This window comes from Halopseudomonas maritima (genome assembly GCF_021545785.1).
GTDB lineage: Bacteria > Pseudomonadota > Gammaproteobacteria > Pseudomonadales > Pseudomonadaceae > Halopseudomonas > Halopseudomonas maritima.
This window is the reverse complement of sequence record NZ_CP079801.1, coordinates 3,235,611-3,257,694: the sequence shown is the minus strand read 5'-3', so window position 1 is coordinate 3,257,694 and position 22,084 is coordinate 3,235,611. Positions and strand designations below refer to the sequence as shown.

The following is a 22,084-nucleotide window of genomic DNA, read 5'->3' as shown; positions in this document are numbered from 1 at the left end:
ACGCCTCAGGCACCCGTAAAGTCGCCGAACGTGAAGTAACGCTGCAACGCTCTGGCGAGACCGGCGAAGGCCTCGCGGTTGTGGCTGATGCTGAACCCGCAATCGTAATGGCCGGGCGCGACATCAGCACGACACCAGCGACTGCGCGCTCGAAATCGAATGATACGGGGATATTCCTTGGCACTCATCTCGGGCAGATGCAGCTCCAGATGGTATTCCTCATTGAGCACGACAGGTAGTGTGCAAATCAACATGACGCCGTGGGCGGATAAATTACCAATGTAGCCAAACGGGCGCCCCGTCAGACTGTTGATCACCGCCAGGTAGGCACTGAGCTGATGACGCGGAATGCGCCGCTGGTCTGGCGTTGGTATTGGGTCGGAACCAGGCAGCACTTGCATATCAGCACTGCTCGGCAATCTGTTGGCGGACCGCAGCTTCGGCCTCGCGTACGCGCGCAGGGCTGACCTCTACCCGCTTGCCTTGGGCATCCTCTTCGTACCAATAGGTGCGACGCTGAAAGTCAGCCAGACGCTGGCGCAATTGCTGGCAGCGTGCCGCCTGCCGCTGTCGGCGTTCGGCCAACTGGGCGTTGCGTTGCTCGCGCTCAGCCGCGCGCACCTCCAGCAGGCGCTGCATATCGGCCTCGCCGTCGAGCACGCGCTGATCACGCTCGATTACCTGTGGGCGCACCTCAATCGCCTCAGCACCAGGGCGGGCCCGCTCGCCAAAATGCACCTGCCCGTTGGCATCTACCCAGCGGTAGATCTCGGCGTGCAGCGGCAGACTGGCGCCACAACAGAGCAGCAGCAGAAGCATGCGCATAGATGTGCTTACTCCGATTGAATAAACAGGCCTCTGAGCATAGCGGACGGCCACTATCGAGCCAAGCGCTCAATCTACGGCACGCGGCGGCACCGGCCGGGCCGGATCGTAGTGTCCCAGTTGACGTAAGGTTCCCAGCCGCGCGGCTGCCCGATAGCTGTATTCGCTGGACGGATAGCTGTCGAGCATAAAGCGGTAAGTCTGGATTGCATCCAGATACAACGACAGCCGCTCCAGACACTGACCTCGCAGCAGCGAGATTTCCGGTTGCAGATAAGGCCGTGACCGGATGCCCCGCTCCGTGCGAGAGAGCTCGAGCATTGCCTTAGTGCAATCGCCCTCGGCATAGGCCTGGTAAGCGTCATCCAGGTGTCCCTTGTAGGCGCTCGATGCGCATCCGCTCAACGCTAAAGCCAGGGCTCCGACGAGCCAGAATCTATTCATGTTCACCTCCGCTAATGGCTCTGTATCGGCAGTTGCTCGCCGATCTGCAGCGCGCCAAGCCATGACCCAGATCAGTGCAAAGCCCGGCCGACTTGGCTAGGCTGAACCTTCCCGACCAGAGCCTTGGACAACAGGAGTCAGCCGTATGGACATTCGCCATATGCTCGTGGTGGTAGATGCCACCCGAGAGGAACAACAACCGGCCCTGGAGCGCGCCGCACAATTGCTTGAACACTACACCGAGGCTCGCGTTACCCTGATGCTTTGTGACTATGTTCCAGCATTGGACGGCGGCGTGCTGTTTGAATCCCATGCCCTGGAGAAAGCCCGTGAATCGCTGCTCGCCCACCACCAGGCCCACCTGGAGCAACTGGCCGCACCACTACGCAACAAAGGCGTACAGATCGACACCACCGCGATCTGGGGCAAGCGTCTGGACCGGCATGTGTTGCGTGAAGTGCAGGCCCGTCGCCCCGATCTGGTGCTGAAAACCAGTCACCAGCGCAACCCGCTCAAGCGCCTGCTGCTGAGCGCTGCCGACTGGCAACTGATTCGCTACTGCGAAGTGCCGCTGTGGCTAGTCAAGCATGGCGACAACACACTCAGCCAGGTGTGCGCCAGTGTCGACCCACTGCACAGCGCCGATAAGCCAGCAGCGCTGGATAACAAGCTGGTCGCGTACGGCTACCAGCTCAGCCAGCAACTCAAGGCGCAACTGCACCTGGCTCACTGTTATACGCCACTGCCACGTACCATGGTGTTCGACGCCAGTGTGATTGCCGACTACGAAGGCTACGCCAAGGATGTAAAACAGCATCACGCCACCGCTTTCAGCCAGCTACTGGCCCGCTCGCCGGCTGAGGGCGTGACGTCGCATTTGCTTGAAGGAGACCCGGAAGAAGCCCTGCCGGGCTTTGTCGAGGAGCAGAAGATTGACCTGCTGATCATGGGCGCGGTATCGCGCTCCCGACTGGAAAGCGCGCTGATCGGCCACACCGCCGAACGGCTGATTGATGCCACGCCCTGCGACCTGCTGATTATCAAGCCAGACGGTTTCGTCGACCCCAGCAAGCCCTAAGCGCGCTGCCCAGCGCTGACCGCCGCCTGGGCCAGCGCGGTAATCTCCTGCCAGCGCCCCGCCGCAATCAGCTGCGGCGGCGCTATCCAGCTGCCGCCTGCCGCCATCACATTCGGCTGCGCCAGATAGGCACCAAGGTTGTTGGCCGTCACCCCGCCCGTGGGACAAAACGCCGCGTCGCGAAACGGGCCGGCAAAAGCCTTCAGCAGAGCGACTCCGCCCGCTATCTCAGCCGGAAAAACCTTGAAACGACGATACCCAAGCCGGTAGCCCTGCATTAATTCAGATGCTGTAGCGATCCCCGGTAGCAAGGGAATAGAAGCGTCGCAGCCCCACTCCAGCAGTTCCTGGGTAACGCCGGGCGTCACCACAAAGGCAGCGCCAGCAGCCTGCACAGCGGCAAACTGGCTCGCATCCAGCACGGTTCCGGCCCCTACCGTCAGTGCCGGGCGCTCAGCTCGCAACAGGGCGATGGCATCAATGCCGAGCGGCGTGCGCAGGGTGATTTCCAGGGTGCTGATACCACCGGCACTCAAGGCATCGGCCAGCGGTAGCACGTCTGCCATGCGCTCGATATTCAGCAACGGCAACAGACGACTGCTGGCGAACAGGCTGTCGAGCAAACGGGTCTTTTCTGGCAGCGACATCAGTGTCCTCAGGCTTGGTCCGGGCAATAGTGAATTTCCAGCGGCGCGCGCAAAAACGCCGCTATCGGGCAATCCAGCGGTTCGCGCTCCAGCGCGTCGATCAGAACCTGCAATTTCTGCTCGCCGCTGATCGCCAGTAGCTGCCGGCGCGCGGAGTGTAACGCACGCCCGGTCAGGGTCAACCTTGGCGAGCCGTCTGCCGCCAGTGTAGCCGCGCATAATGCGCCGGCGCTGGGCTCTAGCCATTCTCTCAACTGCGGCTGGCCGGGAAACAGCGAGGCAGTATGGCCATCCCGCCCCATCCCCAACACCACGACATCCAAAGGCGCCCAGCGGGCCAACGCATTATCCGCCAGCGCCGCATCCTGCGCAGGGCTCGTACCTTGGTACAACCCCTGCCACTGCAACCGGTCAAACACCGGCTGCAGATGGGTGCGCAACAATCGCTCATTACTCTCAGGTTGATCTGCGGCCACCCATCGCTCATCGACCAGAGTGAGTTTGACCTGCTCCCAGTCAAGCACATGGCATGCCAGCGCCTTGAGAAAGGGGATCGGGCTGCGACCGCCGGACAAAGCCAGCCTGGCCTGCCCGCGCGCTGCCTGGGCCTCGCGCAGCGACATCGCCACAGATTCGGCCAGCACGCGCGCCTGGGCCCCCGGCGAGGGTGTCTGCACCCAGCCAACGCCGCGCTCGCGCAGTGCGGCCAGCAGTGCGCTACTCACTGATCCGCGTCCTGCAGTCCGGCGGTAAAGACACTGGCACCCAGCTCCGCCGAGCTGGCTTGAGCCCGCATGAACGCAAACAGCTCACGGCCCCAGCCCCGGCGCACCGCCTGCGGGCAAGATGCAGCATCGCGCTGCTGCCAGCCAGTCGCATCGACCTGTAGGGTCCCGGCCTCGGCATCAAGGCTGAGCACATCACCATCTCGCAAGCGCGCGATGGCGCCACCCTGCAGTGCCTCGGGGCACAGATGAATAGCCGCCGGCACCTTGCCCGAGGCGCCGGATAGCCGGCCATCGGTCACCAGTGCAACGCGATGACCACGATCCTGGAGCGCGCCCAGGTAGGGCATCAACCGATGTAACTCAGGCATGCCGTTTGCTGCCGGCCCCTGAAAGCGCACCACCGCAATGACGTCACGGGCCAGCTCACCGGCCTCAAAGGCCGCGACAAAAGCTTCCTGACTATCGAAAACACGGCACGGGGCCGTTACCTGACGATGCTCCGGCGCCACGGCCGACACCTTGATCACGCCACGTCCCAGCTCGCCATCAAGCATGCGCAGGCCGCCATCAGCAGCAAAGGGCGCACTGACCGGTCGCAGTACGCTATCGTCCAGGCTGTGCTGCGGACCATCGCGCCAGGCAAGCTCACCATCACGCAGATAAGGCTCCTGGCAGTAGCGCGCCAACCCGGCGCCCGCGACGGTATCTACATCTTCATGCAGCAGCCCCGCCGCCAGCAGCTCGCGAAACAGCCAGGCGGTGCCACCAGCGGCCTGAAACTGGTTAATGTCCGCCTTGCCACTGGGGTAAATGTGCGCGAGCGTCGGCACCACCTGCGACAGGTCTGCCATGTCCTGCCAACGCAGCTGCAAGCCGGCTGCCTGACCGATGGCCACCAGATGCAGCGTCAGGTTGGTTGAGCCACCGGTCGCCAGCAGCATCACCACCGCGTTGATCAACGCCCGTTCATCCAGCACCTGACAGAGACTGCCCTGCCCCGCCCGCGCCAGGGTCACCGCGGTCTTGGCTGCGGCCTTGCTAAGGGCGTCACGCAGCGGCGTATCTGGCGCCACAAAGGACGCGCCCGGCAGTTGCAGGCCCATGGCTTCCAGCAGCATCTGGTTGGTGTTGGCGGTGCCGTAGAAGGTACAGGTGCCGGGGCTGTGATAGGAGGCGCTCTCAGCCGCCAGCAGCTGTTCACGCTCCACCTTGCCCTCGGCGTACAACTGGCGCACGCGCACCTTCTCGCTATTCGCCAAACCGCTCGGCATCGGGCCGGAGGGCACAAAAACAACCGGCAAATGACCAAAACGCAGCGCGCCCAGCAGCAGCCCTGGCACGATCTTGTCGCAGATGCCAAAGCACAGGACGCCATTGAACATGTTGTGCGACAACGCCACTGCGGTGCCCATGGCAATCACATCGCGGCTGGCCAGCGATAGCTCCATACCCGGCTCGCCCTGGGTTACACCGTCGCACATGGCCGGCACGCCGCCTGCCACCTGGCCGGTGGCACCGATGCTTCTCAGGTATTCACGCAGCAGCTGCGGATAACGCTCATAGGGCTGATGTGCCGACAACATGTCGTTGTAGGCGCTGACCATGCCGATATTGACCTCATCGATCATGCGGATGCGAGCCTTGTCCTGCGCGGAGCAAGCCGCCATGCCGTGCGCCAGGTTGCCGCAGGACAAGCCGCTGCGACCCGCTGGTGCCTGCGCCATCTGCGCCAGATAAGCTGCCCGGGAATCGCGGCTGCGCGCTCGCAGCCGCTCTGTTACCGCCGTTACCTCAGGGTGCATGACCACCGCTCCGTTCACTGTCTACCTACCCGTTTAACGGCATTATGGTCTATTGTAGGACGCAGCCAAAACCCACCGAACAAGGACCTCTGCATGTCACTGCGCCGCACCAAGATCGTTGCCACCCTCGGGCCCGCCAGTAGCAGCCCGGAACGTATTGCCGAGCTGATCAACGCCGGCATGAACGTGGCCCGGTTGAACTTCTCCCACGGCAGCGCAGACGAGCACCGCCAGCGTGCCCGTCTGGTGCGCGAAATTGCTGCCGAGAACGGCCAGCATGTAGCCCTGCTAGGCGACCTGCAAGGCCCGAAGATTCGCATCGGACGCTTTGCCGACGGCCCGATCAGCCTGGAGGTGGGTGACCATTTCCGCCTGTCCACCAGCCACGGACTGGAGGAAGGCAACCAGGACGTCGTAGGTCTGGACTACCCGGATCTGGTCAAGGACTGCCGCGCTGGTGACGAGCTACTGCTGGACGATGGCCGCGTGGTGCTGCAGGTTGAGAGTGTCGGCCGCGATGAAGTGCGCTGCCGCGTTACCACCGGCGGCCCGCTGTCCAACAACAAGGGCATCAACCGTCGTGGCGGCGGCCTGTCTGCTGCTGCGCTGACCGACAAGGACCGCGCCGACATCAACCTCGCCGCCGAACTGCAGATGGAATACGTGGCGGTCTCCTTCCCCCGTGACGCCGCCGACATGGAACTGGCGCGCAAGCTGCTGCGTGACGCCGAATCCGACGCCTGGCTGGTCGCCAAGATTGAGCGCGCCGAAGCGGTTGCCGATGACGCGGCGCTCGACGGCCTGATCCAGGCAAGCGATGCCGTCATGGTTGCCCGTGGCGATCTGGGCGTGGAAATTGGTGACGCCGAGCTGGTCGGCATCCAGAAGCACATCATCAGCCGCGCACGTAAGCAGAACAAGGTGGTCATCACCGCCACCCAGATGATGGAATCCATGATCACCAGCCCCATGCCGACCCGCGCCGAGGTGTCCGACGTTGCCAACGCAGCGCTGGATTACACCGACGCGGTTATGCTGTCAGCCGAAAGCGCCGCCGGCGATTACCCGGTCGAAGCGGTGCGCGCCATGAGCCGCGTTTGCCTGGGCGCCGAAAAGCAGCCGGTCAGCAAGAAGTCCGGCCACCGCCTGTACCAGACCTTCGAACGCTGCGACGAAACCGTGGCACTGGCTGCCATGTATGCTGGCAACCACTTCCCGGGCGTGACCGCGATCATCACCCTGACCGAGAGCGGTTACACCCCGCTGATCATGTCGCGTATCCGCTCGCACCTGCCAATTTTCGCGCTGTCGCCCAATGCCCAGACCCTGGGCCGCGTCTCGCTGATGCGCGGCGTACAGGCTATCCCGTTCAACCCGGCGGAGCTGCCCTCCAGCGAGATCAACCAGCAAGCCGTCAACCGGCTGCTCGCCGCGGGCCATGTGCAGCCCGGTGACTGGGTTATTCTGACCAAGGGCGACGTCTACAACTCCCGTGGCGGCACCAACTCCATGAAGCTGCTGCACGTAGGCGAAGAGCTGGTGTAACAACCAGCCGGCATCGGCGTCCTCTGGTGGTCACCACCAAGGACCCGATGCCATGCTTTCTACCCTGCTGCCGGCCCAGCGCCTGCTGGACCGCACCCAAACCCTCGACTTCCTTGCGCCGCTACTGATCCGCCTTTATCTGGCACCGATCATGTGGATGGCCGGCACCCGCAAACTCGCCCATATCGACTCAACCATCAGCTGGTTTGAACACGGCCTCGGCCTGCCCTTCCCTGAGCTGCTGGCCTGGCTGGCGGCGCTCACCGAAGTCGTCGGTGCGGTACTGCTGCTGATCGGCTTTGCGACTCGCTGGATCAGCACTCCGCTGATGATCACCATGCTGGTAGCGGCCTTTGCCGTGCATTGGCCGTACGGCTGGTCAGCCATTGCAGATCCCAACTCGCTTTTCGCCAATGACCGCGTCGCTGCCTCCGCCGAGAAGCTGGCACGCGCCAAGGCGCTGCTACAGAAGCACGGCAACTACGACTGGCTGAGCAGCAGCGGCCGCCTGGTCATACTCAATAACGGCATCGAGTTCGCCGCCACCTACTTCATTCTGCTGCTGAGTCTGTTCTTTACCGGCGGTGGGCGTTGGGTGAGTGTTGATTACTGGCTGAAACGTCGACTCTCGACCGGCTAAACCAGAGTATGAAGAAAAAGCAGCGCCCCCTTGCGGAGACGCTGCGCTTTCTCCGCCCTACGCGACGGCGGCCGCCCTATAGGGCGTGATCTGCCAAGACACAAAAAAGCCCCGCGCAGCGGGGCTTCTTTATACGGCGAAGCGCTTACTCCACTTCAACCGCCAGGCTTTTATCGGCAATCTTCTTCTGCCAGATCTGCGGGCCGGTAATGTGCGCAGACTCACCGGTGGTGTCCACCGCCACGGTGACCGGCATGTCCTTGACCTCGAACTCGTAGATCGCTTCCATACCCAGCTCCGGGAAGGCCAGTACGTCGGCTTTCTTGATTGCCTGAGCAACCAGGTACGCCGCGCCACCGACTGCCATCAGATACACCGCCTTGTGATCCTTGATCGCTTCGATCGCAATCGGACCGCGCTCGGACTTGCCGATCATGCCCAGCAGACCGGTCTGGTCGAGGATCTGGCGGGTGAACTTGTCCATGCGGGTTGCGGTGGTCGGGCCAGCGGGTCCAACCACTTCGTCACGGACCGGATCAACCGGGCCAACGTAGTAGATAAAGCGGCCTTTCAGATCAACCGGCAGCTCTTCGCCCTTGTTGAGCATGTCGACCATGCGCTTGTGCGCAGCGTCGCGGCCGGTCAGCATCTTGCCAGACAGCAATACGGTTTCACCGCTCTTCCAGCTCAGCACCTCTTCCGGCGTCACGGTGTCCAGGTTGACGCGGCGCACGCTGGAGCCCACTTCCCAGGTGATTTCCGGGTAAGCATCCATCGGCGGCGCTTCCAGTACTGCCGGGCCGCTGCCATCGAGCACAAAGTGCGCGTGACGGGTCGCGGCGCAGTTCGGGATCATGCAGACCGGCAGGCTGGCTGCGTGGGTCGGGTAATCCTTGATCTTGACGTCCAGCACGGTGGTCAGACCGCCCAGGCCTTGCGCGCCGATGCCCAGCGCGTTGACCTTGTCCATGATCTCCAGACGCAGCTCTTCGACCCGGTTCTGCGGGCCACGGGCACGCAGTTCGTGGATGTCGATGGAGTCCATCAGCGACTCTTTGGCCAGCACCGCAGCCTTCTCGGCCGTACCACCAATGCCGATGCCCAGCATGCCCGGCGGGCACCAGCCAGCGCCCATGGTCGGCACGGTCTTGAGCACCCAATCGACGATCGAGTCGGAGGGGTTGAGCATGACCATCTTGGACTTGTTCTCGGATCCACCGCCCTTGGCTGCCACGTCGATCTCGACCTTGTCACCTGGCACGATCTGGTAGTGGATCACGGCCGGGGTGTTGTCCTTGGTGTTGGCGCGCTTGCCGGCCGGATCAGCCAGAATGGAGGCGCGCAGCACGTTCTCAGGCAGGTTGTAGGCGCGGCGCACGCCTTCATTGATCATGTCGTCCAGGCTCATGGTGGCGCCATCCCAGCGCACATCCATACCTACGCGGGCGAACACAGTGACAATGCCGGTGTCCTGGCAGATCGGACGATGTCCGGTAGCACACATGCGCGAGTTGATCAGAATCTGCGCCATGGCATCACGGGCAGCCTGCGACTCTTCGCGCTGATAGGCCTCGTGTACGGCCTGAATGAAATCTACCGGATGGTAGTAGGAAATGTACTGCAACGCGTCGGCGACGCTCTGAATCAGATCGTCTTGCTTGATAACGGCCATCTCGGACAGCTCCTCTGCATTGTGGCTGCTGGTGACGCTGGGGGCGCCAAACCAGACTCACGGGATGGGGCCGCCGACTCTGCGGGTCAACTGGCCCTGAAAAAGCGCGCATAAGTATACCCGAGCCGCACCGGCAGGACAGCGCCATCTGACAGAAGTCGAACACCGGGCATTGATCACATTTGCTGCATGCCGCTAGAAAAGCGCTTGCAAAACGACAGATACCCGATAAATTGACGTCATAATGCCATCATTCGGAGGCAAACAGAGTGAGTGAGGCGCCAGATTCCAAGACAGCCAAGTTTCAGGCATTAAGGCTGCAGCGTTTTTACCTCGCCCAGATCAACTACCTGATCACTTACCTGGTGATTGGCGTCGCTTGGGCAGTCGGGCACTACCAAGGCTCGGCCTTGCTGGTGTTCAGCCATATCCTGTTGGGCTTGAGCACCCAGCTGGTGTTCCTGCTGCTGATGCGCAGTAACTGGAACCTGCGCCTGAAAGACCCCAGCATGACCAACGCGCAAATTGTCGTGGCCATTTTGCTGATCACCTACCTGCTAGCCTTTGCCGGCCCGCTGCGCGGCACCCTCATCATGATCTACGCCAACATTCTGGTCTTCGGCATCTTTCAGCTGTCGCGGCGGGACTTTCATATTCAGTCAGGCCTGGCACTGGTGTGCTTTGGGCTGCTGATCACCCTGGAGCACTATTTCAAACCCGGCGCTCGCAGCTTTACCCTGAGCCTGGTCGAGTGGTTTGTACTGGCCTGCTTCCTGTTCTGTTTGAGCCTGACCGGCAGCTATATCCGTGAGCTGCGCGAACGCCTGCAACGGCGCCACAACACCCTGCAGGCTCACCAGGAAACCCTGCGCGGCATGATGGGGCAACTGCAGAACCTGGCCACCACCGATGCCTTGACCGGCTTGGCCAACCGCCGCCACTTTCTTACCGAAGCGCAACGTCGCATGACCCTGATGCGCCCCAGCCAGCAACTGGGCCTCGCACTGATCGACCTGGATCACTTCAAACGCATCAACGACCTGTATGGCCACGCCGCCGGTGACGAGGTCTTGCAGGGCTTTGCCGAACTGGCTCGCAACAGCCTGCGCGACGGCGACCTGGTCGCACGCTTTGGCGGCGAGGAGTTTGTCATTCTGCTCGGCGATAGTAACCCCGAAGCCCTGCTGCAGTGTATGGAGCGCTTGCGTACCGCCTTTGCCGTCCTCAACTTTGACGCGCTGCCGGCAGGCGTGCACTGTAGTCTCTCGGCGGGTCTTTGCGTGATCCGCCCGGAGGATGACCTGGAAGTCTGCCTAAACGATGCAGACCAGGCTCTGTATCTGGCCAAAAATAGCGGCCGCAACCGTTGCGAGTTACACCAGCCCAGTTATGCCTGATATCCAGATTGCTGACCGCCGCCTGCGCGTGTCGGCCGGCAGCAACCTGCTGGACGAGCTACTGGCCGCGGGCTTGCCCATCAACTATTCCTGCCGCAGCGGGCACTGCCAAAGTTGCCTGGTCCGTAGCCAGCCGGGAGCGGCGCCACAGGCGGCGCAGGCGTCTCTGTCACCCGCCATGCAGGCAGAAGGCTGGCTACTGGCCTGCCAGTGCAACGTTCAGCAGGATTTGCACCTGAGTCTGTACGACCCCGCTACCGATGGTCTGCCAGCCCATATTGAAGAACTGACACAGCTGAATGCCCTGGTCCTGCGCCTGCGAGTGCGCCCGGCCAGAGCGCTGCGTTTTCACCCCGGACAACACCTGGTCATCTGGCTACCCTGCGGCACGGCGAGAACCTTTTCCATTGCCAGCCAAGCGGGCAGCCCGCTGCTTGAGTTTCACCTCCAGCAACGCCCGGGCAGCCAATTCGGTGAGCGCCTGCAACACCTGGGCGTTGGCGCCCAGTGTTACCTGGGAAGCCCCAGCGGGCACCTGCACTACCAACCTGACTGGCAGGACCGTCCACTCCTGTTGCTGTCGCGCGGCACCGGGCTGGCCCCACTCCAGGCCATCGCCCGGGACGCGCTGCAACAGGGACACACAGCGGGTATCACGCTATGGCACTGGCAACGGGGCGAGCAGCCCTGCTACCTGCAGGACGAACTCGAACAACTGGCCAAGGCTCACCCCAACCTGCAACTAGCGCTGCGCCAGCGGCAGCACTTTGAAGCAGACCTGCAGCGCCTGCGCGTCCCCTCGCGCCGCACACTGGCGTTGGCCTGCGGCTCCCAGACCTTCGTGGAGCGTCTGGGCCGCCCCTTGTTTATGGCTGGACTAAGCCGAACCCAGGTGCTGCACGAGGTGTTCACCCGGCGCTGAATGCGGCCCTGTTATGCTCAGCCATTCAACAGGTTGTGCTTTGCTGCCAGCTCCAGCCAGACGTGCGAGCATGCCTGCGCTTCCCTAAACGACAACACAGGCTGGAATAACCGTGAGCGACCATCTGCTGATCGACCGTAGCCAGGGCGTGCTGACCCTGACCCTGAACCGCGCCGACAAGAAGAACGCGCTGACCCGCGAGATGTACGGCGACATGGGCGACGCCATCGCCGCGGCCGAGAACGACAACAGCATCCGCGCCATCATCATTCAAGGCAGCACAGAGTGTTTTACCAGCGGCAATGACGTAAGCGACTTCATCAAGAACGAGCGCTCCGGCACCGACAGCCCGGTGTACCGTTTCCTCAAGGCCATCTGCCATGCCAGCACACCCATCATTGCCGCCGTGAACGGCCCTGCCGTCGGCATCGGCACCACCATGCTGCTGCATTGCGATTTGATTTATGTGGCGCAGAACGCGCGCCTGAAAATGCCCTTCGTCAACCTTGGGCTCTGTCCGGAGGCCGGCTCCAGCTTCCTGCTGCCGCGCCTGTTGGGCCACCCCCGCGCCGCTGAGTTACTGCTGCTGGGCGAGGAGATCAATGGCAGTCGCGCCTGCGAGATCGGTCTGGCCAACCAGGCGCTGCCGGTCGGCCAGGCCGTGCTGGACGCTGCCCGCGCCGCGGCCCTGCGCATCGCTGAGCTGCCGCCCAGCTCGGTACGCCTGACCAAGCAACTGATCCGCAACGGCATCAGCCGCACCGCCGATGAGGTCATGGAAACCGAAGGACAGCATTTCGCCACCCTGCTCAGCGGTGCCGAAGCCAAGGAAGCGCTGACCGCCTTTATGGAGAAGCGCAAACCCGTTTTCAACTGATTCGGGCTGCTCCTCAGTCTCTCTGCGCCAGCCGAGGCGCAGAGAGATTGCTTCCTTAACGCGGAATACCAAACACCCACATTACCCAGCGGTTGATCTGCCCCCAGAAACGAATCTTGAAACGGTGCGACCAGGGCAGCTCTTTCCACTCAGCCAGCGTCCACAAGCGGCTTTGCTCAAAGTCATTCTCAAAGCTCTTGGCCACCGCCGCCGCCAGCTCACTATCCACCGCCTGCTGATTAGCTTCCAGGTTCCAATGCAGCGTCCAGTGGTCAAAATTACAGGAGCCCAGCGACACCCAGTCGTCCACCAGTGCCGTTTTCAGGTGAGTAAACCGGGGCTGGTACTCGTAGATTTTTACGCCGGCCTTAAGCAAACGCGTGTAATAGCGCTGACCGGCGTAACGCACTGGCGGGTGATCGATGGTCATGCCGCACAGTAGCAGACGTACATCGACACCACGCCGCGCGGCACGAGACAACGCCCAGCGAATACGCCGTGACGGCAGAAAATAAGGGGTGGTCAGCCAGACGCGCCGCTCCGATCGCTTCACCGCAGCCAGCAGCGAAGCCACCACTTCTTTTTGCTCCCGCGCGCCAACGTAGGCAACCCGGCCCTGGCCATCACGCCCGGCCGGCAACGGCGGCACCTGGCCGCGACGCACTGCTGCCAGCCCTGGCCTGGCTCGCTCCTCGACACGCTCCCACTCGTACTCGAACAGCGATACCCAGTCCTCGACTACCGGGCCCTCAATTTCCAGCAGCTGCTCATGCCAAAGGGCGGTACCGGTCTGCGGATCGGGCTGGCAGAACTCGTCGGTGATGCCCGTGCCGCCCACCAGCGCAAGGCGTCGGTCAATCACAAACAGCTTGCGGTGATCGCGGTGAAACAAGCGCGAACCGCTGAGCAGCCTGGGCGGGTTGTAAAAGCGCAAGACCACCCCGGCCTGCTCCAGCTCCTTGCGCTCGCTCGCCTGCAGGCCGTCACTACCGACCCCATCCAGCAGGCAGCGCACTTGCACCCCGCGCTCGCGGGCAGCCAGCATCACATCGATCCACTGTCGCGTGCTGCGTCCTGTTTCCACCAGATACAGCTCGATATCAATGCTCTTTTGCGCCTGCTCGAAACACGACAGCATGTGCGGGAAGAAGGACTCCCCATCCACGCGCAAATTGAAGCGATTACCCTCACGCCAGGGATAAACCGGTGCCTGCATAATCTGTCCTTAGGCCACCAGTCAGAGGCAGCCGCCGTTACGCTGGAATGCAGTAATCCTCCTGCGTCAGCAGGTCCAGCCCGCATTCCAGCTCGCTGATCCAATCCAGAAAGGCGTTGATGGTATCAGCATCTGCAAAGGGACTGCCGTGCTGCGGCACAATCATCTTCGGCTGCAGCCGCCGGACCATGTTTGCCCACAGGCGGCAGGCCTTGTTGCCCGCCATGTAGCGCCGATGAAAACCTTCCATACTGCTCCTGTGAGCAGCAAAGTCGGTCACCGGTTCCGCATCATCCACCATGGAAGCACCCATATCACCAGAAAACAGGATGCCACTGAGCGGGTCATAGAAGTGCAAATTACCTACAGAGTGCAGAAAGTGGGCAGGCAATACCTTGATTTGGCAGCGGCCCAACGGAATGTCCATACCGCGGTCCGGCACCGCGATCATGCGTTCGGTGGTACTCAAGCCGGTATGCTTGGTCAGGTAGCTGGCACTCAGGTGCGGCAAGAAGCGCGCCCACAGCTTCGAGCACACCACGCGGCATCCGGTGTGCAGAAACCACTTGTCGAGTGACGCGATAATGTCCGGGTCCTGGTGCGAGGCAAACACATAGGTCAGCTCCTGCAGCGGAATATGCCGACTCACCGCCAGTGACAGGGGCGTGTAAGTCAGGTCGCCCCCCGGATCAAGCAATGCATGCTGATCATGATCGATGATCAGAAACTGGTTTGACTGCACACCATCGCCACTGACCAACTGATCGAAGCACAGCACCTTGTGCTCACCGTTATCAAACAGAACCCTGGGCGAACCCGTCATTGTTGGCACCTCGACGCAAAAGCCGCTGTTATACCCTCCACCCGGAGGCTGGCTACTGACTTGTATCAACGAAGCGAGCGTCACAGGAACGTCACCACAGATTCACGCGACTGACACCACCGCGCCATAGGCTCAGCCTGAACAACAGCAGCTGATGCCCAGATGGAGGTGTCCATGACCCAAGCAGCTTTCGCCCTTGAAGAATCCGGCAATCGTCACCTGACCGTGGAACTGGCAACCGATGCCGCCAGCCTGCAGGCCGCACAAGCCCTGCGCTATCAGGTATTTGGACAGGAGTGCGGCGCCCAGCTGCACAGCACCGAGCCCGGGCTGGATCAGGACCACTACGACCTGCACTGCGAACACCTGATCGTGCGCGATCAGCGTAGCGGTCAGGTAGTGGCCACCACCCGCATTCTCGATAGCAGCCGGGCCGGCGCGGCGGGTGGTTTCTACAGCGAGAGCGAGTTCCAGCTGGTTGGCCTGACGGACCTGCGCGGCGACATCATGGAAATTGGACGCACCTGCGTACACGCCAACTACCGCAACGGCGCAACCATCTCGGTGCTCTGGTCCGGCTTGGCCCAACTGATGAACGAGCGCCAGTACGGCTATCTGATGGGCTGCGCCAGCATCGACATGAACGATGGCGGCATACAGGCCCACGCCATCATGCAGCGCCTGCGCGGACGCTACCTGAATCGCGACTACCTCAACGCCATTCCACGTCTGCCGCTGCCCGAGCGCACCCTGCCAGACAACGTCACCGCCCAGCTGCCACCGCTGCTCAAGGCCTACATGCGCCTGGGCGCCAAGGTCTGCGGCGAGCCCTGCTGGGATCCGGAATTCAACTGTGCCGACGTGTTCATTCTGCTGCGCCGCGAACAACTGTGTCCGCGCTACGCACGTCACTTCAAGGCCAGTTGAGCATGGCTGCGCGCTCGGTAAGTATGCCTCGACGGCTACTGCGCCTGTGCGCAGTCATCGGCTGGATCGGGTGCGGGCTGCTGCTGGTGTGCTGGGCTCAACTGATGCAATGGTTGCTACCAGCGCGGGTTGATCGGCAACGGCAAAAGCTCACCCGCTGGTGGCTCCGCAACCTGATCCGCATTTTACCCCTGCGGGTGCGGGTACAGGGCACCGCGCCCGGGCAAACCGCCCTGTGGGTAAGCAACCATGTGTCCTGGCTGGATATTGTGGTGCTCGGCGCTCAAGCGCCGGTGCATTTTCTGTCCAAGGCAGAGGTGCGCAACTGGCCTGTCATCGGCTGGCTGGCCAGCGCGGCCGGCACCTGCTTCATTCAGCGCGGTCAAGGCACCTCCAGTACCGTGCAGGACCAGTTGAACGACGTGCTGGCAGCAGGCCGCAGCCTGGTGATGTTCGCCGAGGGCACCACCACCGCAGGCGATCGGGTACGCACCTTTCACGGCCGCCTGCTGGCGGCCGCCATTGAGGCGCAGGTACCAACCCAGCCAGTCGCCGTTGCCTACCGCTACGCTGGTCAACGGGACGCGGTGGCACCCTTTATCGATGACGACGAGTTCTCGCAGCATCTGTGGCGATTGCTGGGCTCACGGGATATCGACGTGGAGATTCATTTCCTGCCGCTGCTGGACAGCAGCGCGTTGAACCGCAACCAGCTGGCACGCAGCGCACATGCCTCGGTCTGTCAGGCGCTAGGCCTGGATGATGGCAAGTCAGCCAGCGAGCCCGCCGAGGTCAAGGCGGCCGCCTGATCCTCGGCAAAGCGCTGCAGCTCCGGCATGAAAGCCAGAAAATCGTCCTCAAACCCTTGATACGCTGCCTCAAGCTCCGCCACGCCGCCCGGTAGAGCCGTTTCACGACGAAACCGCCGGGCCATGTTATCGACCGCCCGGTGCAAGTGTCTCAGCTCGGCGTAGCTGCCCAACCAGTCCTGTTCACTCATGTAACTCACGACGGTCCACGCGCGCTCCGGCATCAATGCCCGTTGGGCGCGCAACTGGCGATACACATCCTGACTGAAGTCATCGAGCGACCGATCAGCAAAGTTCGCCCAGTGCCGTGCCAGCAGGTGGTCGTAGAACATGTCGACCAGAATCCCGGCAAAGCGCCTGCGCTCTCCACTGATACGCGCCTTGCTCTGCAGCACCAGAGGGTGCGCATCGGTGTAGCTGTCGATGCGCCGATGCAACCAGACACCGCCACGCACCGCCTCTGGCAAGTCCAGCTGCTGCACCGGGCCTTTGACGAAGTCACCCAGCATGCTGCCCAGCGCCTGTTCAGCCGAGGCCGACCCCAGCAGCAGATGGGCCAAAAAGTTCATCAGTTACCCTCAACCCGGCGGTGCAGCGCGCTCAACTGGTTTTGCAGGGTGCTCAGGCTGCGGTTGGTCTGCAGACGAAAGCTGTCGATCGCCTTCAGCGCCTGATCGGTTGCTCCCAGGCGCTGATCCAGCTCGCTGCGCAGCACCAGCAGCGCCTGGTCTACCTCCGCCGAATGGTCCTGATTCTGCAAGCTAGCCAGCGCCTGACGCTGCTCATCCAGTCGCTCGCTCTGCTGCCCTAGCTGCAACTCAAGTGCCGCCAACCCTGCCAGCTCACTAAAGACCTGCTCGAGCCCCTGTTCGGCCTCGGCAAGCTGGTTTTTTACAGCCGCCAGCTCAACGCCGCGCTGCTCGGCGTCGGCCAGTTGCTGCTCACTGCGCTCGCTCAGGGCCTGCAGCGCCTGCTGCTGGGCTACCAACTGCTGGCCACGGCGCTCTCCACGCTGATCCAGTTGCTCAAGTAGCTGTTGTTGCTCAGCCTGACGCTTTTCCAACGCCGCAAACGCGTCCTGCAGCCGTTTGAGTTGCTCTTGTCGAGCCTGCTCGGCGGCGCCAAAGCTATCCTGACTGGCAGACACCTGACCAGTGATATCCTGGATCCGCCCGGAGGCCTCCTCGCTGATCCGCGCAAAACTGTTCTGAGTCGAAACCAGTTGCTGCTTCAACGCCCGCTGCTGCTGGTGCGTCCAATACCCCAGCCCGATCAGCGCCAGGCTGAGCGCCGCACACAGAGCCCACAGCGCACCGGTGCCGGCCACCGCAGCGCGTGGCGGCGGCTCGGCACGAAGCGTGTTCTCCGCTCCGCGAGAGCGAGGCGCCTTGGTCTCAGCCGAGGGCCGCTCCCGTACAGCACTGATGCTGGGCAGTTCACCCAATTCTGGCTCTTTCATTGCTTTACCTTACCCACCTGAACAAACCAAAACCCTTGCGCCAGAGCAGTGCAAGCCTGCACCAGCGCGCTGCACGCCAATCATCTGACGTCACTTCCGTGACCGAAGAACCAGGCTACACGCCGCATTCCCCCCAGCCACTCAGCAGATTGGTACACATTCTGCTTACCGAAATTTGACTTGGCTACCACACCTTCACCCTACCAGCGACCTACGGAGGTATGAACATGATTGCAGAGGCACAGTTCAACCGCGCCACACTGGATTGCATGACCGCGCTACGACGTCAGCTCAAGCGCTCTCTGGGCGTCACTGTGCGCCTGGGTGATCCAGATGCCGTTGAACACATGATTGGCCTGAGTCGTGACAGCAGCGAGCTGGAGATTCGCGAACTGGGTAGCCGTCTGGCGGGCCTGGTGCACGCGCCGGAGCCGGCCGTTCAGCCCTCCCCCCTTGCGCAGGGTGCCATTGCCGCTCGGCAATTTCAGCACCGGCAGGAAAACAGAGCACGCCTGGAGGCCGACACCGACCAGGGCAACGCCCCTAGCGGCAGCGTGCGCATCTATCGCGGCCAGGTGATCCGCGGCTAAGCGCGTCACGCTGCGGCGCTGGCGCAAGCCGTCGACAGCCATTAATCTGAGTGCGTCCCCGTATTCAGGAGCATGTGCATGTCGCAATGGATGATCTACGGCGCCAATGGTTACACCGGCCAACTGCTGGCCAAGGCCGCCGCCGCACGCGGGCTGCAGCCGATACTGGCTGGCCGCAACGGCGCAGCCATCGCTCGTCTCGGCGAGTCACTGAAACTGCCTCACCAGACATTTGACCTTAGCGATCAGGCCGCCTTGCAGCACATTATGGCAGAGCAAAAGGTGCTGCTGAACTGCGCTGGCCCCTTCTCCGCCACCAGCGCGCCGTTGATCGAAGCCTGTCTCGCCACCGGTTGTCACTACCTGGATATCACCGGCGAGATTGATGCCTTTGTTGCAGCCCAGGCGCGGCAGGCTGATGCCGAACAAGCCAACATTGTTATCTGCCCGGGCGTCGGTTTTGACGTGATACCGACCGACTGCATCGCCGCCCGCCTGAAACAGGAACTACCCGATGCCGACCGGCTGGCCCTGGGCTTTGACTCGCGCAGCGCGCTATCGCCAGGCACCGCCAAAACCTCGGTTGAAGGGCTCAAATATGGCGGCCGCATACGCAAGGATGACCGCATCGTCAGCGTGCCGCTGGCCTACCAGAGCCGCGAGATCGACTTTGGCAATGGCACCAAGCACGCGGTGACCATTCCCTGGGGCGACATCGCCACCGCCTGGTTCTCCACCGGCATCGACCATATCGAGGTGTTCCTGCCGATGGCGCCCAGCGCAGCCGCTCGCCTGCGCCGCCTGGATCGTCTGCGCCCGCTGCTGGGCCTGGCACCGATCCAGGCTCTGCTTAAATATCTGGTCGCACGCCGTATCCTCGGGCCCGACACCCAGCAACGCGAATCCGCGCGCAGCTATGTCTGGGGCGAGGCGCAAAACCGCGCAGGGCGGAAGGTGGTGGCGCGCATCGAAACCGCCAACGGCTATGACGTCACAGTCGAGGGCGCCCTCATGGCTGTCGCGTTTTTGCTTGAAAACGAGCCGGCTCCCGGCTACTACACCCCCTCGCGCCTGCTGGGCAGCGACTGCATCGAAAAGCTGCCGGGCTCCGGCAGCATGCTCATTGAGTAACAAGCCGAGCGCACTCAGCGCAACAACTTTGGCGCCAGGCGCAGCAACTGTTCAGTCAGGCCATTGAGCAGTTGCCCGCCATTGCGCCAGTAATGCCAGTACAGCGGCACCTGCAGTGCCTGACTGGGCAGCAGTTGCTGCAACCGCCCTGTGGCGAGCGCATCGGTTACCTGCAGCGCCGGCACCATGCCCCAGCCCACACCCGCCTCAAGCATCCGCACAAAGCCCTCCGACGAGGGGCACAGATGATAGTCAAACTCGCCAACAACACCGAACTGCTGGACAAAACGATGCTGCAACTGGTCATCCGGCCCAAATACTACTGCCGGCACCCGCGCCACCTCCCGCGCCGCCAGCCCCTGCAGCCCTCCAGCAAAGTGCCGTTGCACAAAGGCCGGACTGGCCACGGCCAGGTAGGGCATCTGCCCCAGCAGCGCACTGCGCGCCCCGGCCACCGGCTGCTCCGCGGCGCATAGGCAGGCCGCCACCTCACCACTGCGCATGCGGCGCAACCCTACGTCCTGATCTTCCACCTGCAGGTCCAGCAATACCTGCTCCCGTTCACACCAGCCAGAAACGGCTGCGGCCCACCAGGTCGCCAGGCTGTCAGCATTCAACGCCACCCGCAGGCGAGTACGACCACCCTGATCCGCAATCTGGGGCAGATCGGCTTGCAGATCACGCTCCAGCAGTCGTACCTGTTGCACATGGTTGAGCAGCCGCTGGCCTGCCGCCGTTGCCTGCGGCGGCGCGCTGCGCACCAGCGCGGCAGTCCCCAGGCGCGCCTCCAGCAACTTGATACGCTGCGATACCGCAGACTGGGACAGCCCCAAATGCGATGCCGCTCGTTCAAAGCCGCCATGCTCGATAACCGCAGCCAGGGCGACCAGCAGCTTGTAATCAACCACATTACTTTTCCTAATGAATCATGAGGATTATTTGTTTTCCTTATCACTCTGTCCAGCGCAGACTGCCGCCATTGTTAATTAGGAAGCCCTTATGCCCACTCTGTTCTACAGCTACTTCCACGGCCTGATCGCCGCCGCCGGCCTGATCATGGCCATCGGCGCGCAAAACGCCTTCGTACTCGCCCAGGGTTTGCGTCGTGAGCATCACATCAGCGTAGCCCTGATCTGTATGAGCTGCGATGCAATACTGATTCTCGCCGGCACATTCGGCCTGTCGGCGTTGCTGCAGGCGCACCCGCTGGCGATGGAAATCACCCGCTGGGGCGGCGTGGTGTTTCTGCTGATCTACGCCACCCAAGCACTATGGCGAGCCCTTTCACCACGCGGCCTGGAAGCCATGCGCGCGCCCGCCCGCTCACGCCGCACGGTGTTGCTCACCACCCTGGCCGTCACCCTGCTCAACCCCCACGTCTACCTGGACACCATGGTGCTGATCGGCAGTCTGGCGGCACAACACAGCCTGCCACTGGTCTTCGCGCTGGGCGCGGCCAGCGCCTCCATCCTCTGGTTTACCTTGCTGGCCATTGGCTCCGCCCGCCTGGCACCCGTTTTGCAGCGACCTTTGACCTGGCGGCTAATCGATTTGATGGTCGCTGGCATGATGCTGACGGTCGCCTGGTCACTCGCCCAGCCCGCACTACAGAGCCTCTGACCGAGAAAAACCCCATGGAAGGTGCGTGGATAGGGCGGATATCAGGTGCTATCATCGGGTCTTCCCGATCGCAAGACGGGCAGCGCCCTGCGGCCGTTGATACCGACAGTTCGCAGAAGGCGCAGCAACATTGACCGTGACCCAACACGGCACCCCGTCGGCATTTGCATTCGGACAACGCCCGTGCAATGCAGACCCTGATACCTGACGATGGAGAGAGATCATGGCTTTTGAACTACCCGCACTCCCCTACGAGAAAAACGCGCTGGAGCCGCACATCTCGGCAGAAACGCTGGAATTCCACCATGGCAAGCACCACAACACCTATGTGGTCAACCTGAACAACATGGTTCCTGGCACCGAGTATGAAGGCAAGAGCCTGGAAGATATCATCAAGACCTCCAGCGGCGGCGTATTCAACAACGCAGCGCAAATCTGGAATCACACCTTCTACTGGAACTGCCTGAGCCCGAACGGCGGCGGCGAGCCGACTGGCGAGCTGGCTGAGGCCATCAACAAGGCGTTTGGCTCCTTCGCAGCTTTCAAGGAAGAGTTCAGCAAAGTGTCCATCGGCACCTTCGGTTCCGGCTGGGGCTGGCTGGTCAAGAAGTCTGATGGCTCCCTGGCACTGGCCAGCACTATCGGCGCCGGCTGCCCGCTGACCAGCGGCGACACTCCGCTGCTGACCTGCGACGTATGGGAACATGCCTATTACATCGACTACCGCAACGCACGTCCGAAGTACGTTGAGGCGTTCTGGAACCTGGTCAACTGGGACTTTGTAGCGAAAAACTTCGCCGCTTGATCCCGCCAGCAATACCGCAAACACCCTGCTCCGGCAGGGTGTTTGCGTTTTGGCTGAAAAAATGATTGCATTTTGACGCCAAGTTAATGTTTCCTGATAGCCACCTTGGCGGGAGAACACCGGTATG

At 62.4% G+C, this 22,084-nt stretch carries 24 protein-coding genes; 12 read left to right on the top strand and 12 right to left on the bottom strand.

Annotation, left to right across the window (positions count from 1 at the left end; translation table 11 throughout):
- Positions 1–5: 5 nt before the first annotated feature.
- The 3 genes from HV822_RS15105 to HV822_RS15095 all read right to left on the bottom strand — a co-directional run bounded on the left by HV822_RS15105 (position 6) and on the right by HV822_RS15095 (position 1,269).
- Entirely contained in the window at positions 6–401 is a 396-nt protein-coding gene (locus HV822_RS15105; protein ID WP_238870977.1) for a PilZ domain-containing protein, read from the bottom strand.
- A 1-nt stretch (position 402) separates the two neighbouring features.
- Positions 403–825 carry a DUF4124 domain-containing protein gene (locus HV822_RS15100; protein WP_238870976.1) on the bottom strand — a complete coding sequence of 141 codons (423 nt, stop codon included), beginning with the start codon at positions 823–825 and terminating at the stop codon, positions 403–405.
- A 69-nt stretch (positions 826–894) separates the two neighbouring features.
- A complete protein-coding gene (locus HV822_RS15095) occupies positions 895–1,269 on the bottom strand; it encodes an outer membrane protein assembly factor BamD (protein ID WP_238870975.1) in 375 nt (124 codons plus the stop codon).
- A 145-nt stretch (positions 1,270–1,414) separates the two neighbouring features.
- Here HV822_RS15095 and HV822_RS15090 point away from each other — a divergent pair, with 145 nt between their 5' ends.
- Positions 1,415–2,347, top strand: coding sequence for a universal stress protein (locus HV822_RS15090; RefSeq protein ID WP_238870974.1), 933 nt, complete (start codon positions 1,415–1,417; stop codon positions 2,345–2,347).
- On the opposite strand, the gene eda is transcribed toward HV822_RS15090, so the two are convergent.
- From eda to edd, 3 genes are read right to left on the bottom strand one after another with little or no spacing between them, the layout of a single operon-like run.
- A complete protein-coding gene (eda, locus tag HV822_RS15085; RefSeq protein ID WP_238870973.1) occupies positions 2,344–2,994 on the bottom strand; it encodes a bifunctional 4-hydroxy-2-oxoglutarate aldolase/2-dehydro-3-deoxy-phosphogluconate aldolase in 651 nt (216 codons plus the stop codon). The genes HV822_RS15090 and eda overlap by 4 nt on opposite strands.
- A gap of 8 nt (positions 2,995–3,002) precedes the next feature.
- Positions 3,003–3,719 carry a 6-phosphogluconolactonase gene (gene pgl / locus HV822_RS15080; RefSeq protein ID WP_238870972.1) on the bottom strand — a complete coding sequence of 239 codons (717 nt, stop codon included), beginning with the start codon at positions 3,717–3,719 and terminating at the stop codon, positions 3,003–3,005.
- A complete protein-coding gene (gene edd / locus HV822_RS15075) occupies positions 3,716–5,524 on the bottom strand; it encodes a phosphogluconate dehydratase (protein ID WP_238870971.1) in 1,809 nt (602 codons plus the stop codon). Before edd ends, pgl begins: the two co-directional genes overlap by 4 nt.
- Positions 5,525–5,617: 93 nt before the next feature.
- Here edd and pyk point away from each other — a divergent pair, with 93 nt between their 5' ends.
- Together pyk and HV822_RS15065 are read left to right on the top strand one after the other, a co-directional pair.
- Positions 5,618–7,069: a pyruvate kinase gene (gene pyk / locus HV822_RS15070; RefSeq protein ID WP_238870970.1), complete on the top strand. Its 1,452-nt coding sequence runs from the start codon at positions 5,618–5,620 to the stop codon at positions 7,067–7,069.
- A gap of 52 nt (positions 7,070–7,121) precedes the next feature.
- Positions 7,122–7,709 carry an HvfX family Cu-binding RiPP maturation protein gene (locus HV822_RS15065; protein WP_238870969.1) on the top strand — a complete coding sequence of 196 codons (588 nt, stop codon included), beginning with the start codon at positions 7,122–7,124 and terminating at the stop codon, positions 7,707–7,709.
- 145 nt (positions 7,710–7,854) lie between these two features.
- Here HV822_RS15065 and HV822_RS15060 read toward each other — a convergent pair whose 3' ends face one another.
- Positions 7,855–9,381, bottom strand: coding sequence for a fumarate hydratase (locus tag HV822_RS15060; protein ID WP_238870968.1), 1,527 nt, complete (start codon positions 9,379–9,381; stop codon positions 7,855–7,857).
- Between the two features lie 269 nt (positions 9,382–9,650).
- On the opposite strand from HV822_RS15060, the gene HV822_RS15055 reads away from it, so the two are divergent.
- The 3 genes from HV822_RS15055 to HV822_RS15045 all read left to right on the top strand — a co-directional run bounded on the left by HV822_RS15055 (position 9,651) and on the right by HV822_RS15045 (position 12,577).
- Positions 9,651–10,778 (top strand): GGDEF domain-containing protein, encoded by a 1,128-nt coding sequence (locus HV822_RS15055; RefSeq protein ID WP_238870967.1) that lies wholly within the window; start codon positions 9,651–9,653, stop codon positions 10,776–10,778.
- Entirely contained in the window at positions 10,771–11,700 is a 930-nt protein-coding gene (locus HV822_RS15050) for a 2Fe-2S iron-sulfur cluster-binding protein (RefSeq protein ID WP_238870966.1), read from the top strand. Before HV822_RS15055 ends, HV822_RS15050 begins: the two co-directional genes overlap by 8 nt.
- A gap of 112 nt (positions 11,701–11,812) precedes the next feature.
- Positions 11,813–12,577 (top strand): enoyl-CoA hydratase, encoded by a 765-nt coding sequence (locus HV822_RS15045; RefSeq protein WP_238870965.1) that lies wholly within the window; start codon positions 11,813–11,815, stop codon positions 12,575–12,577.
- Positions 12,578–12,632: 55 nt separating this feature from the next.
- Here HV822_RS15045 and HV822_RS15040 read toward each other — a convergent pair whose 3' ends face one another.
- Both HV822_RS15040 and HV822_RS15035 read right to left on the bottom strand, forming a co-directional pair.
- Positions 12,633–13,793, bottom strand: a complete 1,161-nt coding sequence (locus tag HV822_RS15040) for a phospholipase D-like domain-containing protein (RefSeq protein ID WP_238870964.1) — start codon at positions 13,791–13,793, stop codon at positions 12,633–12,635.
- A 37-nt stretch (positions 13,794–13,830) separates the two neighbouring features.
- Positions 13,831–14,616 carry an oxygen-binding di-iron domain-containing protein gene (locus tag HV822_RS15035; protein WP_238870963.1) on the bottom strand — a complete coding sequence of 262 codons (786 nt, stop codon included), beginning with the start codon at positions 14,614–14,616 and terminating at the stop codon, positions 13,831–13,833.
- 174 nt (positions 14,617–14,790) lie between these two features.
- Here HV822_RS15035 and HV822_RS15030 point away from each other — a divergent pair, with 174 nt between their 5' ends.
- Both HV822_RS15030 and HV822_RS15025 read left to right on the top strand, forming a co-directional pair.
- Positions 14,791–15,543 (top strand): GNAT family N-acetyltransferase, encoded by a 753-nt coding sequence (locus HV822_RS15030; RefSeq protein ID WP_238870962.1) that lies wholly within the window; start codon positions 14,791–14,793, stop codon positions 15,541–15,543.
- Between the two features lie 104 nt (positions 15,544–15,647).
- Positions 15,648–16,352 carry a lysophospholipid acyltransferase family protein gene (locus HV822_RS15025; protein ID WP_275419380.1) on the top strand — a complete coding sequence of 235 codons (705 nt, stop codon included), beginning with the start codon at positions 15,648–15,650 and terminating at the stop codon, positions 16,350–16,352.
- On the opposite strand, the gene HV822_RS15020 is transcribed toward HV822_RS15025, so the two are convergent.
- Complete coding sequence (locus tag HV822_RS15020) at positions 16,286–16,921, bottom strand: acyl carrier protein phosphodiesterase (protein ID WP_238870960.1); 636 nt, start codon at positions 16,919–16,921, stop codon at positions 16,286–16,288. The genes HV822_RS15025 and HV822_RS15020 overlap by 67 nt on opposite strands.
- Positions 16,921–17,811, bottom strand: a complete 891-nt coding sequence (locus HV822_RS15015; RefSeq protein WP_238870959.1) for an ATPase — start codon at positions 17,809–17,811, stop codon at positions 16,921–16,923. The genes HV822_RS15020 and HV822_RS15015 overlap by 1 nt, the downstream gene beginning before the upstream one ends.
- A 227-nt stretch (positions 17,812–18,038) precedes the next feature.
- Between HV822_RS15015 and HV822_RS15010 the strand changes: the two genes are divergently transcribed.
- Entirely contained in the window at positions 18,039–18,401 is a 363-nt protein-coding gene (locus tag HV822_RS15010) for a hypothetical protein (RefSeq protein ID WP_238870958.1), read from the top strand.
- A gap of 72 nt (positions 18,402–18,473) precedes the next feature.
- Positions 18,474–19,532, top strand: a complete 1,059-nt coding sequence (locus tag HV822_RS15005; RefSeq protein WP_238870957.1) for a saccharopine dehydrogenase family protein — start codon at positions 18,474–18,476, stop codon at positions 19,530–19,532.
- A gap of 14 nt (positions 19,533–19,546) precedes the next feature.
- Here HV822_RS15005 and HV822_RS15000 read toward each other — a convergent pair whose 3' ends face one another.
- The gene (locus HV822_RS15000; RefSeq protein ID WP_238870956.1) at positions 19,547–20,440 is read right to left on the bottom strand and encodes a LysR family transcriptional regulator ArgP; all 894 of its coding nucleotides are present in this window, start codon (positions 20,438–20,440) and stop codon (positions 19,547–19,549) included.
- A 100-nt stretch (positions 20,441–20,540) separates the two neighbouring features.
- Here HV822_RS15000 and HV822_RS14995 point away from each other — a divergent pair, with 100 nt between their 5' ends.
- Together HV822_RS14995 and sodB are read left to right on the top strand one after the other, a co-directional pair.
- Positions 20,541–21,152 (top strand): LysE/ArgO family amino acid transporter, encoded by a 612-nt coding sequence (locus HV822_RS14995; RefSeq protein WP_238873625.1) that lies wholly within the window; start codon positions 20,541–20,543, stop codon positions 21,150–21,152.
- A gap of 223 nt (positions 21,153–21,375) precedes the next feature.
- Entirely contained in the window at positions 21,376–21,957 is a 582-nt protein-coding gene (gene sodB, locus HV822_RS14990; protein ID WP_238870955.1) for a superoxide dismutase [Fe], read from the top strand.
- The last annotated feature ends 127 nt before the right edge of the window (positions 21,958–22,084 follow it).